The 24,979-nt window shown below is 69.2% G+C and carries 17 protein-coding genes; 8 read left to right on the top strand and 9 right to left on the bottom strand.

What is annotated here, in order from left to right; genetic code table 11:
* Positions 1-47: 47 nt before the first annotated feature.
* Positions 48-3,008 (top strand): TonB-dependent receptor domain-containing protein, encoded by a 2,961-nt coding sequence (locus AC07VX_RS04085; RefSeq protein ID WP_493162978.1) that lies wholly within the window; start codon positions 48-50, stop codon positions 3,006-3,008.
* Between the two features lie 65 nt (positions 3,009-3,073).
* Complete coding sequence (locus AC07VX_RS04080; protein ID WP_493162979.1) at positions 3,074-5,134, top strand: alpha/beta hydrolase family protein; 2,061 nt, start codon at positions 3,074-3,076, stop codon at positions 5,132-5,134.
* A gap of 128 nt (positions 5,135-5,262) precedes the next feature.
* Here the strand turns inward: AC07VX_RS04080 and AC07VX_RS04075 are convergent, their stop codons facing one another.
* Genes AC07VX_RS04075 through AC07VX_RS04060 form a run of 4 tightly spaced genes read right to left on the bottom strand, consistent with a single transcriptional unit; the run spans position 5,263 to position 12,336 of the window.
* Positions 5,263-5,976: a queuosine precursor transporter gene (locus AC07VX_RS04075; protein WP_493162980.1), complete on the bottom strand. Its 714-nt coding sequence runs from the start codon at positions 5,974-5,976 to the stop codon at positions 5,263-5,265.
* A 32-nt stretch (positions 5,977-6,008) separates the two neighbouring features.
* Positions 6,009-9,305, bottom strand: a complete 3,297-nt coding sequence (locus tag AC07VX_RS04070) for a PAS domain-containing hybrid sensor histidine kinase/response regulator (protein ID WP_493162981.1) — start codon at positions 9,303-9,305, stop codon at positions 6,009-6,011.
* A 2-nt stretch (positions 9,306-9,307) separates the two neighbouring features.
* Entirely contained in the window at positions 9,308-10,111 is an 804-nt protein-coding gene (gene pyrF / locus AC07VX_RS04065; protein WP_493162982.1) for an orotidine-5'-phosphate decarboxylase, read from the bottom strand.
* The gene (locus AC07VX_RS04060) at positions 10,111-12,336 is read right to left on the bottom strand and encodes a putative bifunctional diguanylate cyclase/phosphodiesterase (protein WP_493162983.1); all 2,226 of its coding nucleotides are present in this window, start codon (positions 12,334-12,336) and stop codon (positions 10,111-10,113) included. Before AC07VX_RS04060 ends, pyrF begins: the two co-directional genes overlap by 1 nt.
* A gap of 70 nt (positions 12,337-12,406) precedes the next feature.
* Here AC07VX_RS04060 and AC07VX_RS04055 point away from each other — a divergent pair, with 70 nt between their 5' ends.
* Positions 12,407-12,916 (top strand): GNAT family N-acetyltransferase, encoded by a 510-nt coding sequence (locus tag AC07VX_RS04055; protein ID WP_493162984.1) that lies wholly within the window; start codon positions 12,407-12,409, stop codon positions 12,914-12,916.
* 6 nt (positions 12,917-12,922) lie between these two features.
* On the opposite strand, the gene purB is transcribed toward AC07VX_RS04055, so the two are convergent.
* Genes purB through AC07VX_RS04040 form a run of 3 tightly spaced genes read right to left on the bottom strand, consistent with a single transcriptional unit; the run spans position 12,923 to position 16,629 of the window.
* Complete coding sequence (gene purB, locus AC07VX_RS04050) at positions 12,923-14,299, bottom strand: adenylosuccinate lyase (protein ID WP_493162985.1); 1,377 nt, start codon at positions 14,297-14,299, stop codon at positions 12,923-12,925.
* A 33-nt stretch (positions 14,300-14,332) separates the two neighbouring features.
* Complete coding sequence (locus tag AC07VX_RS04045) at positions 14,333-15,412, bottom strand: M48 family metallopeptidase (protein ID WP_493162986.1); 1,080 nt, start codon at positions 15,410-15,412, stop codon at positions 14,333-14,335.
* The gene (locus AC07VX_RS04040; protein WP_493162987.1) at positions 15,409-16,629 is read right to left on the bottom strand and encodes a YjgN family protein; all 1,221 of its coding nucleotides are present in this window, start codon (positions 16,627-16,629) and stop codon (positions 15,409-15,411) included. The genes AC07VX_RS04045 and AC07VX_RS04040 overlap by 4 nt, the downstream gene beginning before the upstream one ends.
* Before the next feature lie 208 nt (positions 16,630-16,837).
* On the opposite strand from AC07VX_RS04040, the gene AC07VX_RS04035 reads away from it, so the two are divergent.
* Complete coding sequence (locus tag AC07VX_RS04035; RefSeq protein ID WP_493162988.1) at positions 16,838-17,464, top strand: glutathione S-transferase family protein; 627 nt, start codon at positions 16,838-16,840, stop codon at positions 17,462-17,464.
* Here AC07VX_RS04035 and AC07VX_RS04030 read toward each other — a convergent pair whose 3' ends face one another.
* Positions 17,465-18,112, bottom strand: a complete 648-nt coding sequence (locus tag AC07VX_RS04030; protein ID WP_493162989.1) for a response regulator — start codon at positions 18,110-18,112, stop codon at positions 17,465-17,467. It abuts the gene before it with no gap.
* Between the two features lie 175 nt (positions 18,113-18,287).
* Between AC07VX_RS04030 and AC07VX_RS04025 the strand changes: the two genes are divergently transcribed.
* From AC07VX_RS04025 to AC07VX_RS04010, 4 genes are all read left to right on the top strand, one after another.
* Positions 18,288-19,196: a carbohydrate kinase family protein gene (locus AC07VX_RS04025; RefSeq protein WP_493162990.1), complete on the top strand. Its 909-nt coding sequence runs from the start codon at positions 18,288-18,290 to the stop codon at positions 19,194-19,196.
* Entirely contained in the window at positions 19,193-20,101 is a 909-nt protein-coding gene (locus AC07VX_RS04020) for a pseudouridine-5'-phosphate glycosidase (RefSeq protein ID WP_493162991.1), read from the top strand. Before AC07VX_RS04025 ends, AC07VX_RS04020 begins: the two co-directional genes overlap by 4 nt.
* Before the next feature lie 142 nt (positions 20,102-20,243).
* Complete coding sequence (locus AC07VX_RS04015) at positions 20,244-21,410, top strand: efflux RND transporter periplasmic adaptor subunit (protein WP_493183862.1); 1,167 nt, start codon at positions 20,244-20,246, stop codon at positions 21,408-21,410.
* Positions 21,407-24,505: an efflux RND transporter permease subunit gene (locus tag AC07VX_RS04010; RefSeq protein ID WP_493162993.1), complete on the top strand. Its 3,099-nt coding sequence runs from the start codon at positions 21,407-21,409 to the stop codon at positions 24,503-24,505. Before AC07VX_RS04015 ends, AC07VX_RS04010 begins: the two co-directional genes overlap by 4 nt.
* Here the strand turns inward: AC07VX_RS04010 and AC07VX_RS04005 are convergent, their stop codons facing one another.
* Positions 24,506-24,979 (bottom strand): low molecular weight protein-tyrosine-phosphatase, encoded by a 474-nt coding sequence (locus tag AC07VX_RS04005; protein ID WP_493162994.1) that lies wholly within the window; start codon positions 24,977-24,979, stop codon positions 24,506-24,508.

Raw genomic sequence — 24,979 nt, 5'->3', positions numbered from 1 at the left:
CCCCATTCAAACCTGCCCGCAAACCCATTGCGCTCGCCGTTCTCGGTTTGATCCTGACGCAGCACGCCGTTGCCCAGCAAACCCAGGCCAACGACAGCAAGTCGACCGCCGCCACCGAAACCGCCGCCAAGCAGGCGGACACCCCGCAGAAGCTGGAGACGGTCTTCGTCACGTCCGGCTCCCGCATCAAGCGCGACAACTACAGCACCGCTGCGCCGCTGCTGGTCGTGAAGTCCGAAGATGCCGCGCTGGCCGGTTACAGCTCGACGACCCAGATCCTGCAAGGCACCGCCGTGACCGGCGGCCAGGGCCAGGTCAACAACACCTTCGGCGGCTACGTCACCGACGGCGGCCCGGGCGCCAACACCATCGGCCTGCGCGGCTTCGCGCCGACGCGTTCGCTGGTGCTGCTGAACGGCCGCCGCATGTCGCCCTCGGGCACGCGCGGCTCCGTCGGCGCGGCCGACCTGAACACGCTGCCCAACTCCATCGTCGACCGCATCGAAGTGCTGAAGGACGGCGCCTCGTCCATCTACGGCTCCGACGCCGTGGCCGGTGTGATCAACATCATCACCAAGAAGGACCTGACCTCCATCCAGGTGGACGGCACCATGGCCCGCACCGTGGACGGCGGCGGCAACTCCTACAACTTCTCGATCGCCGGCGGCTTCGTCACCGACCACGCGCGCTTCCTGGCCTCGTACAACTTCAACGAGCTGACCAGCATGACGCTGGGCCAGCGTGACTGGACCACCTGCAACACCGACTACCGCCGCACCAGCGTCAACGGCGTGGTGGGCGAATGGGGCAGCGCCGACACCATCGACCCGCTGACCGGCAAGCCCAAGTGCTACCCGATCACGGGCACCGGCTCCAACGGCGTGACCATCAACACCATCGGCACCAACACGCTGGCCGGTGTCGGCGCGGTGGGCTCCACGGGCGGCAGCTTCAACCGCTGGCGCCCGAACTCGGCCGTCACGACCGGTCTGGTGGGCTTCGAGGGCGTGGGCGGTGGCCAGACCACCAACACGAACATCCGCGACACCTTCGATCCGCGCACGCTGAACCGCACGCTGATCTCGCCGGTGCGCAACCACAACATCTACGCCCAGGGCGGCGTGGACCTGGGCATCCTGGGCGATGCTGAGCTGTACTACGAAGTGCTGCTGAACCGCCGCGAGTCCTCGCAGGTCGGCTACCGCCAGCTGTCGCTGGACTACATCAAGGGCAGCCCGCTGATCCCCGCCAACCTGGCAGGCAGCACCTTCTCCGGCCCGGTCAATACCAGCAACGGCCTGAACGTCGGCGTGCGCGCCTTCATCGGCTTCGGCAACGACAGCAGCAGCCAGTCGGTGGACTTCGTCCGCACGGCCGTTGGCCTGCGCGGCGCCATCCCCGCCTTCAGCAGCTGGGACTACGACGTGTCGTGGACCCACTCCGAGAACCGCGGTGCCTACAACCAGCAGTCCTTCCTGACCGACCGCCTGGCCGCCAGCCTGAACGTCGTTGCCAGCGGCAGCGGCTTCGCCTGCGCCAACACCGCGGCCGCAGGTTGCGTGGCAGCACCCAAGCTGACGTCGGCCGTCATCGGCGGCCAGCTGCCCCAGGCCTGGGTCGACTACGTCTGGCAGACGGTGTCGGGCCTGACCAAGTACAAGGAAGACATCGTCACGGCCTCGGTGACCGGTTCGCTGTTCAAGCTGCCCTACGGCGACGTGAAGGCCGCCTTCGGCGCCGAGTTCCGCAGCAACAAGATCGACGACACGCCGTCGCTCGACTCGCAGAACAACAACCTCTACAACCTGACCTCGTCCACGCCCACGCGCGGCAGCGACAAGGCCACGGACTTCTTCGGTGAAGTCGAGGTTCCGCTGCTGAAGAACCTGCCGCTGGCCAAGGAGCTGACGCTCAATGCGTCGACCCGCTACGCCGACTACAAGTCCTACGGTTCCGACTCGACCTACAAGTTCGGCGCCGTCTGGGCGCCTGCCAGCTGGATCTCGCTGCGCGGCACCAACGGCACGTCCTACCGCGCGCCGGCCCTGTACGAGCAGTTCCTGGGTGCCACGACCGGCTTCCTGAGCAGCACCGGCGACCCGTGCAACAGCTGGGACGACCCCGCCAAGGCCGGCACGCCGCGCGCCATCAACTGCAAGGCCGAAGGCCTGCCTGCCGGCTACCAGGCCACGTCCGGCATCACCGTCGTCAACTCCGGCGGCCGTGCTGCGGGCCTGAAGGCCGAGACGTCCAAGAACGCCTCCTGGGGCGTCGTGCTGCAGCCCACCCTGCCGACCGGCTGGGGCTCGCTGTCGCTGGCCGTCGACCGCTTCGACCTGAAGGTGGACAACGGCGTCTCGCGCGCCGGCACGGGCAACATCCTGCAGCGCTGCTACGACAGCGTCGGCTTCCGTCAGGCCGGTGGCTTCTGCCGACTTGTGGATGCCCGCAACCCGAGCTCGAATGCGCTGACCGTCAACGACAGCTACGTCAACCTGGCGACCGACATCGCCCGTGGCTTCGACTACACGGCCCAGTACGTCAACGAGATCGGCAACGGCAAGCTGAAGGTCGACCTGTCGCTGACCGAGTACCGCTCGCAGGCCTACAAGCTGTTCGCCGAGGACGCGCTGGACGACAACAACGGCAACGTCGGCACGCCGAAGTGGTCGGGCCAGCTGGACGTCAAGTACACGCTGAAGAACTGGAGCGTCTACTACGGCCTGGAGTGGATCGACAAGACCTCCAGCTACGCCTATTACGGCGAAGACCCGGCCACCAGCCGCTTCAAGCTGAACACGCCGAGCTACTTCCTGCACTCCGTGTCGGTGTCGTACAACGACACCGTGAGCAAGTGGAAGGCCACGGTCGGCGTGCGCAACCTGCTGGACGAGAAGCCGCCGGTGATCTCCTCGGGCGTCTACAACCGCGTGGGCAATGCGCCCCTGTACAGCGGCTATGACCCCCGCGGCCGTACGCTGTTCGTGAACGTCTCCAAGACCTTCTGATAGATCCAGCGATCTGACGCCCTGGCAACCGCGGTTGCCAGGGCTTTTTTTCAGGTGTGACTTCCATGAAAACCTACTTGAACCAATGGGGCCGGATGCTCGCCATCGCGGGCGCCGTGGCGCTGGCCTACCCGGCCATGGCTGCCGATGCTCCCCCCATCCGCGTCCCCACCGTCGAGACGCTGGCGCAGTTCCCCGGCATGACGGGCTTTCGCATCTCGCCCGATGGCAAGCACATGCTGGCCATCCAGAGCCAGGGCGACAACCGCAGCATCCTGGTCTGGAAGCTGGCCGACCTCGCGGCCAAGCCGACCGTCATCGGTGCCAGGAACATGCAGATCAGCGGCGCCTCGTTCCTGAAGAACGACATGCTGCAGGTCACGATGACGCAGCCCTACGACTGGCGTGGGGACGAGATCACCAAGACCTTCATCTCCAAGCTGCTGTTCACCGACCTCGAGGGCAAGAACTGGATCGAGCCGACGGTGTCGGGCGATGTGCCCCGCTCCGAGGCGGCCAAGAAGGTCGCCGCGCTGGCCAACCCGACAGTGCTCAACCGGCTGCTGTCCGACCCCGACAACATCATCATCCAGAGCGGCTCGCGCACCGAAGGCCGCGACATCTACCGCTACAACCTGCGCACCGGCAAGACCGCGCGCGTCATGCGCCTGGGCGAGTCGGACAACACCGTGCGCGTCAACGGCGCGGGCCAGCCCTGGGCCAAGTCGCGGGCGGGCATCGACGCCGAGGGCGCGTTCATCGCGATCGACCTGCGCAGCGGCGAGGGCGAGTGGATCGAGCACTTCCGCAGCTACGTCAAGAACCGTGACGTCGTGGACGTGGTCTCGCTGGGCACCAAGCCCGGCACGGCCATCATCCGCAGCAACGTGGGCCGCGAGTTCACCGGCCTGTACGAGTACGACATCGCCAGCCGCAAGGTGGGCGCCGCGGTGTTCGAGCACAAGTACTTTGACGCCACCGGCGTGCGCTCGTTCCGCGACGACGACGCGCCTCGCGGCGAAGGTTTCGACGGCTACGCCTTCGATGGGCACCAGGGCGGTGACGAACACTGGGACAACCCCAAGCTGGACGCGGCCGTGCGCGGCGTGGCCCAGGCGCTGGGCATCAAGGAGATCAACCAGGAACTGGTGAGCGTCGGCAGCGGCGAGCGCGCAACGATCCGCTCCTTCGACGGCGTGTCGGTAAGGCTCGTCTCCTATGTCGGCGGCGAGACCCCGACCTATCTGATCCGCGTCAGCGGTCTGACCTATCCCACCGAGCACTACCTGCTGCGCGGGCAGAACATCCAGCTGCTGGCCAGGGAGTACCCCGACGTCGACAAGCGCGCGCTGGGAACGGCCCGCTTCGTCTATTACAAGGCCCGCGACGGACTGAACATTCCGGCCTACCTGACCGTGCCGAACCCGCAGCTGTGCGGCCCCGGCCCTTACGCCACCGTCATCCATCCGCACGGCGGCCCGTGGTCGCGCGACACGATGGACTACGACCGCTCGGGCTGGGTGCCGCTGCTGGTGTCGCAATGCCGCGTCGTGCTGCAGCCGCAGTTCCGCGGCTCGTCGGGCTGGGGCCGCACGCTCTGGTACGCCGGCGACCGCGAGTGGGGCCAGAAGATGCAGGACGACAAGGACGACGGCGCCAAGTGGCTGGTCAGCGAGAAGCTGGCCGACCCGAAGCGCATCGCCATGTTCGGCTTCTCCTACGGCGGGTATTCGGCCTTCGCCGCGGCGGTGCGGCCCAACGGGCTCTACAAGTGCGCCATCGCCGGTGCGGGTGTGTCGGACATCGAGCGCATCGGTGCGCGCCTGTTCACCAACCCCTTCTTCCAGTCGGCCCAGGAGCCCACCATGCGTGGCCTGAATCCGCTGGCCAAGGCGGACAAGATCGAGATCCCGATCATGGTCTACCACGGCGACCGCGACCAGACCGTGCCGCTGATCCAGTCGGAACTCTTCGTCGACAAGGCCAAGGCCGCCGGCAAGCCCGTGGAGTACCACGTGCTGCAGGACTATGCCCACGGCCCCGCCTGGACGCGCAAGACCAACGCCGACCAGCTGAACCTGATCGGCGACTACCTGGCCACGGGCTGCGGCAAGGGCGGCCTCTGACCGCCTGAGCAACCTGGCGAAAAAAGACGGCGGCCCGCGGGCCGCCGTTTCCGTTTCAGCCCGGGTCTGCGGGCTGCCCGTCCTGCGTCAGGTGCCGGACCCGCGCGGGGCCAACCCCCGGTCCCGGCTCAGACCTTGATCGAGAAGGGGTTGAAGTTGGTGCCCCGGTCGTAGTAGTCCACACCTTCGACGCGTTTCAGGAAGCGCACGACCTGGGCGGTGACGGGGTAGACGACGGCCTCCCAGATGGTCTTGAAGAGGTACTGCGTGACGATGACCGCGAAGAGCTGGTCGTTGGGCCAGATGCCGTAGAAGGCGATCATGAAGAAGATGCCCGTGTCGACGGCCTGGCCCACGACGGTGGAGCCGACGATGCGCGCCCACAGGTAGCGGCCTTGCGTCGCGATCTTCATCTTGGCCAGCACGAAGCTGTTGGCAAAGCTGCCGCAGGCAAACGCGATCATGGAGCCGGCGACGATGCGCCAGGTGTTGCCGAACACCGCCTCCAGCTGCGGCTGGTAGACGGCCATGAAGTCGTTGCGCGCCGGCGGCAGGTGCACGACGACGAAGGCCATGAAGGCCGAGAACACCAGCGCGCCGAAGCCGGCCCAGACGACGCGGCGGTCGCGGCCATAGCCATAGACCTCGGTCAGGATGTCGCCAAAGATGTAGCTGATCGGGAAGAAGAACAGGTCCGCGCCGAAGGTGACCGTGCCGATGACGGGCAGCGTCAGCTGGGCAGCCTTGGCCGCGCCGATCAGGTTGGAGCACAGCAGCACGGTGACGAAGGCCGCCATGATCAAGTCGTAGTACTTGAAGCTGCGGGGCGCGGACGTGTTCATGGGGCTCGGTCTCCTCGATGGAGCCGGCATTGTCAGCGTTTGGCCGTGAGCCTGAGCAGGGTCTGGTGCAGCTTGGGCGTGTCGATGGGCTTGGTCAGGAAGTCGTTCATGCCGGCCGCAAAGGCGTCATCCCGCTCGGACACCAGGGCGGCTGCCGTCAGCGCCACGATGGGCAGCTCCTCGGCGCTGAAGTGCTTGCGCAGCTCGCGCGTCGCGTCGTGCCCGCCCATGACAGGCATCTGCACGTCCATCAGCACGATGTCGAAGGGCTTGCCGACGCTGGCCGCTGCCAGCACGGCCTCGATGGCCTGGCGGCCGTCGCTGGCCTGGGCCACTTCCATGCCCCACTGCTCCAGCTGGGCCACGGCGATCAGCATGTTGACCGGGTGGTCCTCGGCGATCAGCACGCGGCGGCCGTGCAGGGCCTCGTGGGCCGTGCTGCGCGGTTCGCGCGGCTGGTGGGCCATTGGGGCCGGCGCGGCCGGCAGCGGCAGCTCGGCCCAGAAGGCCGAGCCCTCGCCAGGCGTACTGTTGACGCCGACCTCGCCGCCCATCAGCGAGGCCAGCTCGCGGCAGATGGACAGCCCCAGGCCCGTGCCGCCGAAGCGGCGCGTCGTCGACTCGTCGGCCTGGGTGAAGGGCTGGAAGAGGCGGGCCTGCTGCTCGGGCGCGATGCCTGGGCCGGTGTCGCGCACCTCGATGTGCACCCACTCGCCGGCGCTGCCGCGGGCGTTGGCCGGCAGCGCGCGCACGCTGACGGTGATGCCGCCGGTCTCGGTGAACTTGAGCGCGTTGGTCAGGTAGTTGGACAGGATCTGGCGCGTGCGCAGCGGGTCGCCGAAGACCCAGCTCGGCAGGGCCGGGTCGATCTCGACGGCGAAGCTCAGGCCGCGCGCCTGCGCCAGCGTCAGGTAGGCCAGGCGGATGGAGGCGAGCAGCTCGCGCAGCGAGAAGGGCTGGGTCTCCAGCGTCAGGCGGCCGGCCTCGATCTTGGACAGATCCAGGATGTCGGAGATCAGGCCGGAGAGGCTCTCGGCGCTGTCCATCATCTGGTTCAGGTAGTCGCGCCGCTGCGTCTCGGAAATGTCGGGTTGCTGGGCCAGGCGGCCGAGGCCCAGCAGGCCGTTGAGCGGCGTGCGGATCTCGTGGCTGGTGTTGGCCAGGAAGGCGCTCTTGGCGCGGCTGGCGGCCTGGGCCTCGTCCTTGGCCGTGGCCAGCTGTGCCTCCACGCGGCGGCGCTCGGTAACGTCCTCGATGATCCAGATCGTGCCGCCGCGGCTGGGGTGGGCCGGGTCGACGGCCTGGGCCAGCAGGCGGGCCAGGAAGGTGGAGCCGTCGCGGCGGCGCATGGTGCGCTCGGCCTCGACCTGCTGGCCGGCCGCCAGCGGCGGGCCCAGGTCGCGGCCCACGCTCTGCCAGTCCTCCACGCTGGGCCAGACGACGCTGCCATGCTGGCCGATCAGCGCGCCGCGGGCCCAGCCGAACATGGACTCCACACGCGGGTTGGCCAGCACGAACTGCTGGTCACGCGTCAGCGCGATGCCGATGGACGCGTTCTCCAGGATGGCGCCGTGCACGAGGCGGGTGCGCTCGCTCTCGCTGACGTCGCGGGCGTAGAGCACGAGGTAGTTCTGGCCGTCCATCTCGAAGGGCGCGACCGACACCAGCATGGAGATGGCGCTGCCGTCCTTGCGGCGGAAGGCGATGGGCACGTTGTTGGCGATGCCGTCGCGGCGGATGGCGTCGCGCACGGCCGTGCGGTCGGCGGCGTTGTGCCAGATGCCGATCTCGTCGGCCGTGCGGCCCAGCACCTCGCTGCTGTTCCAGCCGGAGAGGGCCTCGAAGGCCTTGTTGACCATCGCGTAGCGGCCGCTCTCGGCCTCGGTCAGCGTGATGACGTCGGGGCTGGTGGCCACCAGGTGCGACAGCAGGCCCTCGCTGCGGCGCAGCGCGTCCTGGGCGCGGCTCTGCTCGGTCTGGTCGGTGAAGAAGGTCAGCGTGGCCGGGCCCGACGCCGTCTCGACGCGAACGCTGGTGGCCTGCACGAGCCGGCGCCGGCGCGACAGCGTGCGCAGGCGGTATTCGGCCATCGGCTGCATGGCGCCAGGGGCCAGGCCTTCGAGCCGCGCGGCCTGCTGGCGTGCCGTCTCGTCGTCGCCGGGCTCGTAGTGGCTGAACAGGTCCTGGCCGATCATGCTGGAGCGCTGCGCGTAGCCGAACATGGCCATCGCGGCGGGGTTGGCGTCGACGACTCGCCCCCAGCGGTGCAGCACCAGCGGGCTGGGCGAGCGCCGGAACAGCTCGCGGTAGCGTGTCTCGGTGGCCTGCAGGCTCTGCTCGGCGGCGACCTCGCCCGTCACGTCGCGGCCCACGCCCCAGTAGCCGCGGAAATTGCCCTGCGCGTCGAAGCGCGGCTCGCCGCTGATGGACACCCAGCGCGCGCTGCCGTCCTGGGCCACGCGGCGCGCCACCATGCCGTGGAAGGGGCGGTGCGATTCGAGGTCGGCGCGGTGGGCGTCGAGCTCGTCGTCGGTCAGCCCCATGCCCTCCAGCTCCCAGGGCGTCTTGCCCAGGCGGGCAGCCAGGTCCAGCCCCGATGTGCCGGGCCGCTCCTCGGCCATGTGGGTGAAGCGGAACTCGCGGTCCATCTCCCAGTACCAGTCCACGGCCATGCCGAGCAGGCCGCGAAAGCGCGTCGTGCGCTCCTCGGCCTCGGCCAGGGAGCGCTGCACCATGCGCAGCAGGCCGAGCCCGGCGATCAGGCCGGAGCCCAGCAGGCAGATCTGCACGATGCTGCGCAGCAGCAGGCTGTTCATCGCCATCGGGTGGGTGGCCCAGCCCATGGCTTCGGCGGCGCCGAGGCCGGCCAGTGCGCCGCCACCGAGCAGCGTCAGCAGCGCGCCGGCGCCCAGGCCGAGCACGCCGGTCGCAAAGGCGACGATCACGCCCAGCAAGGCAAGGCTCAGCGCCCACAGGCCGAGGTCGCGCGAGACGGACACGGCCACCGGCAGCGCCATGACCAGGATCATCATGCCCAGCGCGAGGGTCGGGCGCTCGGGCCGTGGCGCGCGGCCGGGCAGCAGCAGGCGCAGCAGCGCCAGCAGCGAGATCAGCAGCGCCAGCGCTGGCGGTGCCCAGCCGTCGGCCCACTCCTGCGGCTGGCGCGTGAACCACAGCAGCACCGCGACCGGCAGGAAGACGGGTGCGCAGGCCAGCAGGAAGATGCGCGAGGCATGCCAGCGCATGCTGCTCTGCAGCCGCGTGCGCTGCTGGTCGATCGGCGCCGCATGGCCGACGAGGCTGCTGAGATCGTCAGCCGCGCGCGCCATGTTCAGGCGAGCGACTGCCGGGTGACCAGGGCAACGGCGCGGGCGCGATCGGCGAAGTCCGCGCCGCTGCTGGCATAGAGGATGGCGCGCGACGAGTTGACGACCAGCGGCGCCGCTCGTCCCGCGGCCTGCACGACGGCCGCCGCGTCGCCGCCCTGGGCGCCGACACCCGGCACGAGCAGGGGCAGCGTGGGCGCGAGCTCGCGCACGCGGGCGATCTCGCCGGGGTAGGTGGCGCCGACGACCAGGCCCAACTGGCCGTTGCGGTTCCACTGTGTCTCGGCAAGAAAAGCGAGGTGCTCGAACAGCCTGGGCTGGCCGGGCACGTCGGCCAGGCGCTGCATCTGCCAGTCGTCGCCACCCTTGTTGGAGGTGCGGCACAGCAGGATGGCGCCCTTGCCTTCGTAGGCGAGGTAGGGCTCGACGGAGTCGAAGCCCATGAAGGGCGACAGCGTCACCGCGTCGGCCTGGTAGCGCACGAAGGCCTCGCGGGCGTACTGCTCGGCGGTGGAGCCGATGTCGCCGCGCTTGGCGTCGAGGATGACGGGCACGCCGGGCGCGACTTCGTGGATGTGGGCGATCAGCCGCTCCAGCTGGTCTTCGGCGCGGTGGGCGGCGAAGTAGGCGATCTGCGGCTTGAAGGCGCAGACGAGGTCCTTGGTCGCGTCGACTATTGAACAGCAGAAGTCGTAGATCTTGCTCGTGTCACCCGCCCAGGCGCCGGGCAGCTTCGAGGGCTCCGGGTCGAGGCCGACGCACAGGCGCGATTGGGGTGTCAGGGCTTGGAGTTGGGCAACGAAGTTCATCAGAAGGCGGAAATGGGAATGGTGCGGGTGAGCACGAATTCTGCAAAAGCCTCGGCCGGCAGCGGGCGGCTGAACAGATAGCCCTGCACGGCCTGGCAGCCCTGGCGGCGCAGGAAGGCGAGCTGCCCCTCGGTCTCGACGCCTTCGGCCAGCGTCTGCAGGCCCAGGGCGCCGGCCATGCGGATGACGGCATCGACGATGGCGCGGTCTTCGGAATCTTCGGTCAGGTCGCGCACGAAGGACTGGTCGATCTTGAGCTTGCTGACGCGGAACTTCTTCAGATATGACAGCGACGAGTAGCCGGTGCCGAAGTCGTCGATGGACAGCTGCACGCCGCGGGCATGCAGCTCGTTCATGACGGTGATGGCCATGCTGGGGTTGTCCATGGCGGCGCCTTCGGTCAGCTCCAGCTCCAGGCGTTCGGCCGGCATGCCGACCTCGTCCAGCACGCGGCCGACGAGTTCCGGCAGGTCGTCGTGGCGGAACTGCACGGTCGACAGATTGACGGCCATCGTCAGCTCGGGGAGCCCCGCGGCATCCCAGCGGCGCAGCTGGGACAGGGCCTCGCGCAGCACCCATTCGCCGATGGGCAGGATGAGGCCGGAGGTCTCGGCGACCGGGATGAACTCGGCCGGCGACACCCAGCCCAGCTCGGGGTGGTGCCAGCGCAGCAGGGCCTCGGCGCCGACGATGTGACTCTCGCCGCCGGCCCCCAGCGCAAACTGCGGCTGGTAGTGCAGGCTGAGCTGGTTGCGCTCCTGGGCGCGGCGCAGCGCGTTCTCCAGCTGCAGCGCGCGGGCCGACTGGGCCTGCATCTCGCTCGTGAAGAAGCGGTAGGCGTTGCGGCCGTCGCGCTTGGCGCGGTACATGGCCGCGTCGGCGCACTTGCACAGCGTCTCGAAGTCGTCGCCGTCGGTCGGGAACATCGCGATGCCCATGGACGGCGTGACGGTCAGCTCCTGGCCGTCGACCTGGAAGGGGGCGCTGGCCAGCGCCATCAGCTTGGTGGCCAGATGGGCGGCGCCGGCGATGTCGGTCAGCGGCAGCACCAGCACGAACTCGTCGCCGCCGGTGCGCGCGACGGTGTCCTGCTCGCGCACGGCGCCGCGCAGGCGCTGGGCGAGCTGGGTCAGCAGCGAGTCGCCGACGCGGTGGCCCAGCGAGTCGTTGACGTTCTTGAAGTGGTCCAGGTCCAGGAACAGCACGGCCAGCGGCTCGTCGCTGCGGCGGGCGATGTCCATGGCCTGGCTGGCGCGGTCGGCCAGCAGGTGGCGGTTGGGCAGGCCGGTCAGGCCGTCGAACAGCGCCAGGCGCTCGGCACGGGCCTCGGCGGCCTGCTGCTCGGCCACCTTCAGCTCCAGCGCCGCGACGGTCTGGCTGAGTTGCTGGGTGCGCTGCTCCACCAGCGCTTCCAGCTGCGCCTTGGCCTGCACCAGCTCCAGCTCGGCCTGCTTGCGGGCGGTGATGTCCTGGGTGATCCAGATCGAGCCACGCGACAGGTCGCTGCGGTCGATGGCCTTGCTGCGCACCTCGCAGTAGATGGGCGTGCCGTCCTTCTTGCCGAGCAGCATCTCGGCGTGGAAGGAGTCGCCGCGCGACAGCGGTTCGTAGCAAAGGTCGCCGGCGGCCTTCCAGTCCTCGTCGTTGAGGTACCAGGCGCGCGACAGCTGACCGTCGAGCTCGCCGGGCGCGTAGCCGAAGAGCTGCTCGAAGGCGCGGTTGCAGCGCGTCACGCGGCGGCCGCGCAGGAACACGATGCCGACCATCGCGTGGTCGAAGATGAGCTGCTGCTCGGCGTGCAGATCGGCCAGCGTGGCGTCGGCCAGCTTGCGCTCGTGGACGTCGTCGACGATCCAGATCGAGCCGTCTGCCGGGTCGGCGGGGTTGATGAGCCGGCCGGTCAGGTGGGTCCAGAACAGCTCGCCGTTCTGGCGCCGCATCAGCTGCTCGCTGCGGAAGGTCTCGCCGGCAGCCAGCACGGGGTAGGCACGGCGGCCCAGGCTGCGGGCGTCGCCCTCGCTCTCGTAGAGCTCCACGCTGCTGCGGCCGACGGCGGCCTCCGGGCTGTCGAAACCGTAGATCTCGGCGTAGCGCTGGTTGCAGCGCACCAGCGTACGCGCCTTCACGAAGACGACGCCGACGCCCGCGTTGGCCAGGATGACGTCCAGCTCGCGCAGGACCTGGTCGAGCGCGGGGTTGTCGCTGGAGTCGGGCGCGGGGCTCATGAAGAGGCTATGAGACGGCGGTCTGGTGGTCGTGCGGGGAGCGGAGCATGACCGGTTATTGTCTGGTCTCATGCATATCCTGGATACCGAACGCCTGTCGCTGCGTGAATTCACACCGCTTGACGCGCCCTTCCTGCTCCGCCTGGTCAACGAGCCGGGCTGGATCCGCAACATCAACGACCCCGGCGTGCGCAGCGTCGACGAGGCGCTGGCCTGGGCCGAGGGGCGGCTCTTCAAGGCTTACCGAGAACTGGGTCACGGCTTCTGGGCCGTGCAGCGGCGCGAGGACGGCGTGCTCGTCGGCATGTGCGGCCTGTTCAAGCGGCCGGCCCTGCCCGAGCCCGACCTGGGCTATGCGTTGCTGGCCGAGCACGAGGGCCGCGGCTACGCGCTGGAAGCGGCGCGCGGCTGCGTTGCGCACGCGCGGGACGCGCTGGGCTGGCCCACGCTGATGGCCATCACGGCCGTCGACAACCCGCGCAGCGTGACGCTGCTGGGCCGGCTGGGTTTCGTCGAGCAGGGCCAGGAATGGCTGGAGGGCTACAGCGAGCCCTCCAGGGTGTTCAGACTGACACTCTGAACGAGGTCAGACGCGGCGAGCCAGGTCTTGCGCCAGCCCGGTGTAGCTGCCCGGCGTCATCTTCAGCAGGCGGGCCTTCTCGGCCTTGGGCAGGTCCAGACCCTCGATGAAGGCGCGGATGGATTCCTGCGTGATGGCCTTGCCGCGCGTCAGCTCCTTGAGCTGTTCGTAGGGGTTGGGCAGGCCGAAGCGGCGCATGACGGTCTGGATGGGCTCGGCCAGCACTTCCCAGGCGGCGTCGAGGTCGTCAGCCAGCGCGGCCTCGTTCACCTCCAGCTTGCCCAGGCCCTTGGCCAGCGAGTCGTAGCCCAGCAGCGCATAGCCCAGGCCCACGCCCATGTTGCGCAGCACCGTGGAGTCGGTCAGGTCACGCTGCCAGCGGCTGACGGGCAGCTTCTGCGAGAGATGCGTCAGCACCGCGCTGGCCAGGCCGAAGTTGCCTTCCGCGTTCTCGAAGTCGATCGGGTTGACCTTGTGCGGCATCGTCGAGCTGCCGATCTCGCCGGCCTTGGTCTTCTGCTTGAAGTAGCCCAGCGAGATATAGCCCCAGACGTCGCGCGACCAGTCGATGAGGATGGTGTTGGCGCGCGTGAACGCGTCGAACAGCTCGGCCATGTAGTCGTGCGGTTCGATCTGGATGGTGTACGGGTTGAACGTCAGCTTTAGCTGCTTCTCGATGACCGATTTGGAGAAGGCTTCCCAGTCATGCTTGGGCCAGGCCGACAGGTGGGCGTTGAAGTTGCCGACCGCGCCGTTCATCTTGGCCAGCGGCTTGACGGAGGCGATGCGGGCGCGCGCCGTGGTCAGACGGGCCACGACGTTGGCGATCTCCTTGCCCACCGTCGTCGGGCTGGCCGTCTGGCCGTGCGTGCGCGAGAGCATGGGCGTGGCCGCGAACTGGTGGGCCATCTTGCGCAGCGTGGCGACGATGCCGTCCAGCGCCGGCAGCATGACCTCGTCGCGTGCCGCCTTCAGCATCAGCGCATGGCTGGTGTTGTTGATGTCCTCGCTGGTGCAGGCGAAGTGCACGAACTCACTGGCGGCGAGCAGCTCGGGCTGGCCTTCGAAGCTGCGCTTGATCCAGTACTCGACGGCCTTGACGTCGTGGTTGGTCGTGCGCTCGATGGCCTTGATCTCCTCGGCGTCGGCCTCGCTGAACTTTTTCACGAGGCGGCGCAGGCGCGAGCGCGCGCTGCTCGACAGCGGCTTGAACTCCTTGAAGCCGGCGTCCGACAGCGCGATGAACCATTCGACCTCGACCTGCACGCGGCGGTGCATCAGGCCGAACTCGGACAGCAGCGGGCGCAGGGCGGCGACCTTGGCGGCGTAGCGGCCGTCCAGCGGCGAGAGGGCGCTGATGGCGGAGTAGTCGGATGTGGTCATGGCGGGCCGGCGGGTCGTGGAAAACCCGCAATTCTAGTTTTTGGACGCGGCCGGTCCTTCGGCCTTGAAGAAGGCGATGCGTTCGGCGTCGGCGGGGTGGCTGGAGAAGGCCGCGGCGAAGCCGTCGGTCCGCATGCCCTCCTCTTCGCGCCGCTTCTGGATCCGCTCGAAGAAGCCCACCATGACGGCCGGCTTGATGTTCGCGCCGCGCAGCAGCGTGCGCGCATAGTCGTCGGCCTCGCGCTCGAAATCGCGCGAGTAGCTCTGCTGGGCCAGCATGGCCGGCGCGGTGGCCAGCGCAATGGAGAAGTCGCCCAGCAGCACGCTGGCGGCCAGGCCCACGGTGCTGGCGCGCAGCGTCAGCCGCATGCCGTGGCGATGCTTCAGGTGGCCCAACTCGTGGCCGAGCACGCCGACGATGGCGTCGGGCTGGTCCTCGAGCAGCTTGACCAGCTCGTCCGTGACGATGATGGTGCCGCCCGGCAGGGCCAGCGCGTTAGGCCCCAGGCGGCCGCCCTCGCGGAACTGCAAGTCGAACTGGGTCAGCTTGGGCAGGGCGCGGCGGTCCAGCGCGGTGTCCACCGCATCGGCGAAGCGGTCGAAAACGGCGCGGCGCTGGGCCCATGTCAGCTTGCTCGGGCGCAGCCAGTGCCGGTCCAGCTCCGTCAACACCTGGGCGCCGACGCGGTCGTCGACAGCCTCGGGCAGGAACTTGACGGTCACGTCGGCTGCCATCGGCACGCCCCAGCGCCAGCCAGCGAACAGCGTGGCGGCGAGCAGCAGCAGCGTCAGCAGCGCCAGCCAGCCACTCTGCTGCCAGCGCGGGATGGCGGCGTGGCGGCGGCCGCTCTGCTTGAGCCAGTCGTCGTAGGCCGCGGCGTCGGAGCAGGTCAGCACACCGCCGTCGGGCAGCAGGATCTGCCGTTGGCCGTGACGCAGGGGCTCGGGCCAGCGCAGCCGCTTGGCGGCGTAGTCGCGCGGCGCGGCGCCGTCATCGTCGCCGGCCCGCACGCAGACCCGGCTGGCATCGAACCAGACCGAGGCCGGCCGCGGCACGGGATGCAGGCCGTCGAACCACTGCGCGGCCAGCATGGGGAAAGTGGAATTGCTCATAGGCCGACGTCGATGCCGAAGAAGTCACCGGCGGCTTCGCCGGAAGCATCGGCGTAGGCGGCACTGTCGCTGCCGTCCCAGCCGGCCATGGAACCCGTCACCTCGATGCTGATCGCCTCCAGGCGCAGCTTCCAGATGTTGACGGCGGCGAAGGGCCGGTACAGGCCCAGGGTCAGCAGCGTCAGCAGCCAATTCTTGGCCGTCAGCCACGCCTGGCTGCGAAAGCTCAGCTGGCTGGAGAAGCGCACCTGCTCGGACGCCGTGTGGTTCCACACCAGGTTCTGAAGCCGCGTGTTGAAGAAGGGGCCGACCACCACGAAGGAGAGCAGATAGACCAGAATCGCGGCGCTCATCACGATGATGCCGGCCGTCTTGTTCGAGTCGAGCCAGTTGCGGACGCCGGGAATCATCAGCAGCCCCACCAGCACAAGCAGCGGCACGAGGACCCAGCACGCCGTCTTGAGGGCCAGGGCGTAGAAGCGCCGCGTCTTCACCGGCATCTGCGCGCGCTGGTCGGCTAGCTGGTAGTGGTTGTGCTGGTAACGCTTGACCTTGGCCAGCGCGAGCGGCAGCAGCGAGACGTAGAGCAGGGTGCCGAGGCCGCCCACGACGACCATGCCACCGGCCACCCAGCCCGCCCACTGCGCGCCGACGGCGACGCGGCCCGTGACGATGTCCTGGGCGACGCGCTGCACGCCGACCATCAGCACCAGCGGCCAGATGACGACGCCGAAGGCCGAGTAGGCATCGCCCAGGTCGCCGCGAAAGGCCATGCGCAGGCCGCGCCACGAGGTGTTGGCCAGCCGGAACTGCTGGCCGGCCCGCCACAGCGCCGGCCACAGCACGCAAAGCCCGAGGAAGGCCACATAGCCGGCGAGCGGCGCGAAGCGGCCGCCGATGGCGTAGACGCCGAACAGCGCCACCAGCACCAGGAAGCCGCGGAACATCGTCTTCGGGTCGCCGTGGAAGGCCAGGGCGTCGCCGTCGATCCAGCTGTTGGCGTAGAAGTAGCGGATGCGGCGCACCTTGGCAAAGGGCAGGTACAGGCCCAGCGTCAGCACGATGAGCAGCAGGTGCAGCAGCCAGATGCGCAGGTACTCGAGGCCGCTGCCGCTGAAGTGGATGGGCAACCGGCGCGCAATTGGCTTGTCGGGGCCGGGCATGGCCGGCGCCGGGGCCACGGACACCGGGTCCGTGGTCGCTTCGGAATCAAGCATTCATACTCCCCCGGATGATTTTTGTCCCGGCTTCCTGGGACGGTGCCGGTGTTTGAGCGGCAGCACTGTGCAGTGGGTCTTCATAGCTGGCAACCCCCGCCTGCGGTGGCTGTCGGCCCAGGCCGACAGGCCTTTTTCACGGGCGGACCGTCAAGGGGCGCTGGCTAGAATCGTTTCGACCTGTGACCCCCTTGCCGCCTCTATGACGATGAAGTTGATCGGATCTCTCACCAGCCCCTACGTGCGCAAGGTGCGCATCGTGATGGCCGAGAAGAAGCTCGACTACCAGCTGGTGCTGGAAGACGTCTGGGGCAGCGACGCCATCCTGAAGATGAACCCGCTGGGCAAGGTGCCCTGCCTGGTCATGGAGGGGCAGGACTCCATCACCGGCGCGGTGTTCGACTCGCGCGTCATCGTCGAGTACGTGGATACGCTGTCGCCCGTGGGCAAGCTCATCCCCGAGCGCGGCCGGGAGCGCTGCGAGGTGCGCACCTGGGAGGCCCTGGCCGACGGCGTCATGGACGCCGGCATCCTCGTGCGCATGGAGCGCACCTGGGTGCACCGCCCACCCGAGCAGCGCAGCCAGGCCTGGGTCGACCGCCAGCTGACCAAGGTGAACGCCGCGCTGGCCGCGATGAGCCAGGGCCTGGGCGAGAAGCCCTGGTGCTCCGGCAACCACTTCTCGCTGGCGGACATCTCGGTCGGCTGCGCCCTGGGCTGGCTGGAGTTCCGCTTCCCGGAGAACAACTGGCGCGAGGACTATCCCAACCTGGCGCGCCACATGGACAAGCTCTCGCAGCGCCAGAGCTTTGCGGACACGGTGCCGGTGGTCTGATCAGGCGATCAGCAGCTCGCGCGATCTGACGTGCAGCAGGCGCACCAGGCGCCAGACGCGGCGTTCGATCTCGGCGGCTTCCAGCTTCCACAGCGACGCGATCTCCTGCAGCAGCAGGCCCTGCGCCAGCAGCGTCAGCAGATGCCGGCTGGCCTGTTCGATCTGGCGGCCGGCCGGGCTGGCATCCAGCGGCGCTGAAGCCTGGCGGGCCGTGACGACAGGGCTGCGCTCGATGCCGAAGGCCGCCAGCGCCTGGCGGGCCAGCTGTGGGCTGAGCATGGCGCGACGGTCGTGCAGGCGGTCCAGGGCTTCGACCAGGTCGTCACCCCCGCCGTCATCGACGTGATACGCATTGGCGCCGGCGCTCAAGGCCGCGAACAGCTGCAGATCGTCGGCCGTCGGCGTCAGCAGCAGCAGCTGGGGGCGCACGGGCAGGCGGCCGAGTTCATGAGCGACGCGCATCGCGTGGCTGTCCACCAGACGCAGGTCGCTGGCGACGATGTCCGGCGCCAGCGCGCCGATCTCCTCCAGCGCATCGGCCAGCACATGGCTGCTGCCGGCCAGCTCCACGCCCTTGGCCTGCAGCAGCAATGAGCGCGTGCGCTGGAGCGAGGTCTCGCTGAGGCGGAGAAGGTAGACGGTGGGCATGGCGGCGTGGTACGGCGTCTCGCATTGTGCGCGTTCCGAGGCCAGCCCCCCTAACTTGTAGCCTTCTCCCCCCGCGTCCGGGCGGTTGTCCGGCCGGGCTGTGCCGGGCCCGCGGCGGCGTTGCCGCTGGTGCCGCCGGCGCAGCGCGGGTGGGCGGCCTTCCTAGAATCGCGCGATGAACTTCTCCGCCGCCCCCATCGTCTGCATCGGCGGCCTCAACATCGACCGCAAGCTCAAGCTGCTGGCGCGAGCACTGCGCGGATCGTCCAACCCCTGCGAATCGCACGAGACGCCCGGCGGCGTCGTGCGCAACGTGGCCGAGAACCTGGCGCGCCTGGGGCTGCCGGTGGCCCTCGTCGCGGCCGTGGGCGACGACGCCGGCGGCCGCATGCTGCTGGAGCAGGCCGCCACCGTGGGCATGGACACCCGTGCCGTCATCCGCCTGCGCCGCCACGCCAGCGACAGCTACACGGCCGTGCTCGCGCCCGATGGCAGCCTGGAGCTGGGCCTGGCGGCCATGCCGCTGGTGGAGAGCCTGAACCCCTGGGCGCTGGAGGCCAGCAAGGCCTTGCGCGCGAGCGCGGCCCTGGTCGTGGCCGACGGCAACCTGCCGACCGACGCGTGGCCGCTGCTGCTGGCCGAGGCACGCGCCAGCGGCATCCCGCTGGTGGGCGTGGCCGTGTCCGAGGCCAAGATGGAGCGCCTGCCCGAGCAGCTGGCCGGCCTGCATCTGCTGATCCTGAACGCCGGCGAGCTGGCCTGCGTCGCGCCCGACCCGCTGGACGCCTTTGCGGCGCTGCATGCCCGTGGTGTGGCCCGCGTGCTCGTTTCCAAGGGCGCCGAGGGCCTGCTGCTCAGCGAGCCCGACCATGCGCCGCGCCACTGGCCGGCGCCCGACGTGCATGTCGTCGATGTCACCGGCGCCGGCGATGCGCTGTCGGCCGGCGTCTGCGCGGCCCTGCTGCGCGATGCCGGCGACTTCGATGCCGCCGCCCGCCTGGGCCTGGACCTCGCCGCATTGACGCTGCAGACCGAGGACAGCGTCCATGCCGACCTCACACCCGATTTCCTGTTGAACCGATGAACGAACTGATCCAGCTCTCCCCCGAAGTGGCCGCCGCCCGTGAACAGGGCCGCCCCATCGTTGCCCTCGAATCGACCATCATTGCCCATGGCATGCCCTGGCCGCAGAACCTGGAGACGGCGCGCCAGGTCGAGGACGTCATCCGCATCGAGGGCGCCGTGCCGGCCACCATCGCCGTCATCGGCGGGCGCATTCGTGTCGGCCTGACGGACGCCGAGCTGCAGCAACTCGCCCAGGCGCCCGATGCGATGAAGCTCAGCCGCCGCGACCTGCCCTACGCCATCGCCACGGGCCGCCTGGGTGCGACGACGGTGGCCGCGACGATGATCTGCGCCCACCTGGCCGGCATCGAGGTCTTCGTGACCGGCGGCATCGGCGGCGTGCACCGGGGCGGCGCCGAGAGCTTAGACATCTCGGCCGACCTGCAGGAGCTGGCGCGCACGCCGGTGGCCGTGGTCTGCGCCGGCGCCAAGTCCATCCTGGATCTGGGCCTGACGCTGGAATACCTGGAGACGCATGGCGTGCCCGTGCTGTCCATCGGCCAGGACAACTTCGCCGCCTTCTTCACGCCCGACAGCGGCCTCAGGGCCGACTTCCGCATGGACGACGCGGCCGAGCAGGCCCGCTTCATCCGCGCCAAGTGGGCGCTGGGGCTGGGTGGCGGCGTCGTCGTCAGCAACCCGGTGCCGGCGGCCCAGGCCATGCCGCGCGAGGAGATCGATGCCATCACGGCCCAGGCGCTGGCCGAGGCCGACGCGCAAGGCATCGCCGGCAAGGCCATCACGCCCTTCCTGCTCGGCCGCATCAAGGCGCTGACCGGCGGGCGCAGCCTGGCCACCAATATCGCGCTCGTGAAGCACAACGCCGTCGCCGGGGCGCGGCTGGCGCGTGCGCTGCAGAACTGAAAGCGAAAAACGCGCAAGCTGGGGCCGCCAGCAACCTGCGAGAAAAACGGGCCGGTTAAGCTGATCCGTTTTTCCAGTCAACCCCTATTACTTTCGGCAGGCTTGCATGCGCGCGATCCCTCCCTTGATTCTTTGCGGCCTGATGCTGGCCTTGCTGGCCGGCTGCGGGCGCAAGGACGACGCCGGCAGCGCGGCGCCAGCTGCGTCGGCGCCGGCTGGCGCGGCGAGCGCGCCGCCGGCGCAGAACGTGGGAGTCGTCCAGGTCAGGCAGGCCGACGTGCCCATCACCGTGGAAGCCAGCGGCACCGTCACGGCGCTGCAGAGCGTGGACCTGCGCGCGCAGACTACCAGCACCGTGGCCCAGGTGCTCGTCAAGGACGGCCAGAACGTCAGGAAGGGCGAGCTGCTGTTTCGCTTCGACGACCGTGCCGATCGCGCCGCGCTTGAAAAGGCGCGCGCCCAGCTCGCGCGCGACCGCGCAGCCCAGGCCGACCTGGAGCGCCAGCTCAACCGCGCCAGGGAGCTGAAGGCGCAGAACTTCATCGCTCAGAACGCCGTCGACACGGCGCAGGCCAACTTCGACGCCGGCCAGGCCCTGATCCGCAGCGATGAAGCCGCGATCCAGGCCACCCAGGTCACGCTGGGCTACAACGAGCTGCGCGCGCCCATCAACGGCCGCGCCGGCATCGTCAGCGTCTACCCCGGCAGCCTAGTGCAGGCCAATGCGACGGCCCTTCCGCTGGTCAACATCGCCCAGCTGGACCCCATCGCCATCAGCTTCACGGTGCCCGAGACCCAGCTCGGTTCGCTGCTCAGCGCCACGCGCGCCGGCGAGCTGGACGTGGAGGCCCTGCCGCCGCCGGGCTCGCCGCGCGGCGCGGCGTCCATCAAGGGCCGCGTCACGGCCGTGGACAACCTCGTCGACACGACCACCGGCACCATCAAGGTCAAGGCCGAGTTCGCCAACAAGGCCCAGACGCTGTGGCCGGGCCAGTACCTGCGCGTGCGCGTTACGCTGCGCACGCTCAAGGGCGTGACGGTCGTGCCGCAGGCGGCACTGATCCTGCGCGGCAGCGGGCGCTGGGTCTATGTCGTCGCGCCGGACAACACGGCCAAGCTGGTGCAGGTGCAACTGCTGCAGGCCATGGGCGAGCAGGCCGTCGTCGAAGGCCTGGACGCGACGGCCCAGGTCGTCATGGAAGGCAAGCAGAACCTGAGGCCGGGCACGCCGCTGCGCATCCAGGCCAGCGGCGGCAGCACTGCCGCCGCCGCGGCCGCGTCCGCAGCAGCTTCGGACTCCGGCAAATGAGGCTCACCGAGGTCTTCATCCGGCGGCCGGTCATGACCGTGCTGCTGAACCTGTCGCTCGTCATCGCCGGCCTGGCCGCCTGGAGCAAGATCCCGGTGGCGGCGCTGCCGTCCTACAACACGCCCATCATCAACGTGGGTGCGTCGCTGCCCGGGGCGTCGCCCGAGACGATGGCGTCCTCCGTGGCGCTGCCGCTGGAGAAGCAGTTCGCCACCATCGCAGGCCTGCAGACCATCTCGTCGACCAACACACTGGGCAGCACCTCGCTGACGCTGGAGTTCGACCCCTCGCGCAACATCGACGCCGCCGCCGTGGACGTGCAGGCGGCGCTGTTCCGCAGCTTGCGTGCGCTGCCGGCCGAGATGACCTCGCCGCCCAGCTACCGCAAGGTCAACCCGGCCGACGCACCGGTGCTGCTGGTGGCGCTGACTTCACCGTCCATCGACCTGACCGAGCTCAACGACTATGCGGAGAACCTGCTGTCGCCGGGCCTGTCCACCATCGACGGCGTGGCCCAGGTTTCCATCTTCGGACAGAAGCGCTACGCAGTGCGCATCAAGGTGCGAACCGACCTGCTGAACCAGCGCAACATCACGCTGGACGAGCTGCAGACGGCCGTACGCACGGCCAACGCCAACACCCCGGTGGGCGTGCTGGACGGTTCGCGCCAAACGCTGACCATCCAGGCCAACAAGCAGCTGCGCAACGCCACCGAGTTCGGCCGCATCGTCGTGGCCTCGCGCAACGGGGCGCCGGTGCTGTTGAGCGACGTGGCTGAGGTTCAGGACAGCGTCGAGACGAGCAAGACCTACTCCACCTACAACGGCGAGCGCTCCATCGTGCTGGCCATCCAGCGCCAGCCCGACGCCAACACGGTGCAGGTGGTGGACAGGGTCAAGGCGCTGCTGCCGCGCTACGCGGCGCAGATGCCAGCGTCCATCCAGATGAGCACGCTCAACGACCGCTCGGTGTCCATCCGCGAGTCGCTGCACGACGTCTACCTGACGCTGGCGCTGACCGTCGGCCTGGTGGTGCTGGTCATCTTCATTTTCCTGCGCCGCGCGGTGGCGACGCTGATCCCGACGGCTTCGCTGCCGATCTCGCTGATCGGTGCGCTCACGCTCCTGTTCGCGCTGGGCTATTCGCTGGACAACATCTCGCTGCTCGGCATCACGCTGGCCGTGGGCCTGGTGGTGGACGACGCCATCGTCATGCTGGAGAACATCGTCCGCCACGTCGAGGACGGCATGAAGCCCTTCGACGCCGCCGTGCGCGGGGCGCGCGAGATGGCCTTCACCATCCTGTCCATCTCGGTGTCGCTGGTGGCGGTGCTCATCCCCATCTTCTTCATGCCGGGCGTCATCGGCCTGCTGTTCCACGAGTTCGCCGTCGTCGTGGGCCTGTCCATCCTGGTGTCGGCCGTGGTGTCGCTGACGCTGGTGCCCATGCTCTGCAGCCGTCTGCTCAAGGCCGGCGAGCACCACGAGGACGGGCCGCTGGGCCGGCTCTTCGAGCGCGGCTTCACCGCCACGCTGAACGCCTACACGCGCACGCTGGACCTGGCCCTGCGCCACCGCTGGTGGGTGCTGGGCGTGGCCGCGCTGAGCTTCGTCGCGACGGTGTGGTTCTACATGTCCATCCCCAAGGGCTTCTTCCCCGAGGAGGACATCGGCCAGATCCAGGCCAGCACCGAGTCCGCCGAGGACACCTCCTTCGCGGCGATGACCCTGCTGCAGGAGCGCGTGGCGGCCATCGTGCGCAACGACCCCAACGTCGCGGCGCTCAGCTCGGCCGTCGGCGGCGGGCCTTCCGGGGCAGCCACCAACACCGGCCGCATGTTCATCAACCTGAAGGCGCGTGGCCAGCGCGAGCCCATGCCCAAGGTGCTGGAGGGCCTGCGCAAGAAGCTGCGCGCGGTGCCGGGCATCCAGGTCTATCTGCGCCCGGTGCAGAACCTGCAGCTCGGCGGCCGCCAGAGCAAGAGTCGCTACCAGTACACGCTGCAGTCGGTGTCGGCCGGCGAGCTGGGCACCTGGGCCACCAAGTTGCAGGACAAGCTGCGCACCGATGAGCGCTTCCGCGACATCACCAGCGACTCCCAGCTGCGCGGCCTGCAGGCCAGCCTCGTCATCGACCGCGAACGCGCGGCCCTGCTGGGCGTGCAGATGCAGGACCTGCGAAATGCCCTCTACGGTGCCTTCGGCGAGCGCCAGGTGTCCAGCATCTATGCCGAGAGCAACACCTACCAGGTCATCATGGAGGCCGGCGACAACGACCGCAGCAGCGAGACCGCCTTCGACAAGATCTACCTGCGCGGCAAGAACGGCGCGCAGGTGCCGCTGACGGCCTTCGCCACCGTGCAGCGCACGCTCGGACCGACGGCCGTCAACCACCAGGGCCAGCTGCAGGCCATCACCATCAGCTTCAACCTCGCGCCGAACGTGCCGCTGGGCGACGCGACCAAGCAGATCGAGGCCTTCACGCAGGAGATCAAGCTGCCGCCCAGCGTCATCACCAGCTACGGTGGCGACGCTGCCGTGTTCCAGGACTCGCAGAGCGGCCAGCTGCTGCTGATCGGCCTCGCGGTCGCGGTCATCTATGTGCTGCTGGGCGTGCTCTACGAGAGCTACATCCACCCGCTGACCATCCTGGCCGGCCTGCCGTCGGCGGCGGTGGGCGCGTTGATCACGCTGCAGCTCTTCGGCATGGAGCTGACCATCATCGCCACCATCGGCATCGTCATGCTGATCGGCATCGTGAAGAAGAACGCGATCATGATGATCGACTTCGCGCTGGACGTGCAGCGCAGCCAGGGCCTGGTGCCTGCCGAGGCCATCCGCCAAGCCTGCATCCTGCGCTTCCGGCCCATCATGATGACGACGCTGGCCGCGCTGATGGGCGCCCTGCCCATCGCGCTGGGCCTGGGCGCCGGCGCCGAACTGCGCCAGCCGCTGGGCCTGGCCGTGGTGGGTGGCCTGATCCTGTCGCAGGCGGTGACGCTCTACATCACGCCGGTGATCTATCTGGCGCTGGACCGCTTCAGCGGCACGGGGCCGGACGTGCGCGAAGTTGCCGACTTCGCCAGCAAGGCCTGATCAGCTCAGCCGCAGGCGGCCTTCGCGGCTTTCCGCCAGCAGCCGCTGGGCCGCGCGCTCGATCATGCCGATGACGACATCGAAGCCGGCGACGGGGCCGAAGTAGGGGTCGGGGATGTCCTGGCCGGCCAGCTCCGGCACGAAGTCGGTCAGCAGCAGGATCTTGGCGTGGTGCTCGGGGGCGGCCTTCTTGCGCAGCGCGTCCACATGCTCCGACTCCATCGCCAGCACCAGGTCGTACTGGCCCAGCTGCTCGGGCTCCACGCGGCGCGAGCGCCATTTGCGCTCCAGGCTGTACTTGTGCCGCTCCAGCGCGGCGGCGGCGCGCGCATCCACCGGGCCACCACGCGGGTCGGCATGCACGCCGGCCGAGGCGATGGTCTGGAACACGTCGCCGAGGCGGGCCTTGAAGATGGCCTCGGCCATCGGCGAGCGGCAGATGTTGGCGGTGCAGACGAGCAGGACGGCGGCCAT

This window comes from Roseateles sp. GW821-FHT03B02 (assembly GCF_059421025.1).
The sequence above is the reverse complement of the archived record's forward strand: the minus strand, read 5'-3'. Positions and strand labels throughout refer to the sequence as shown.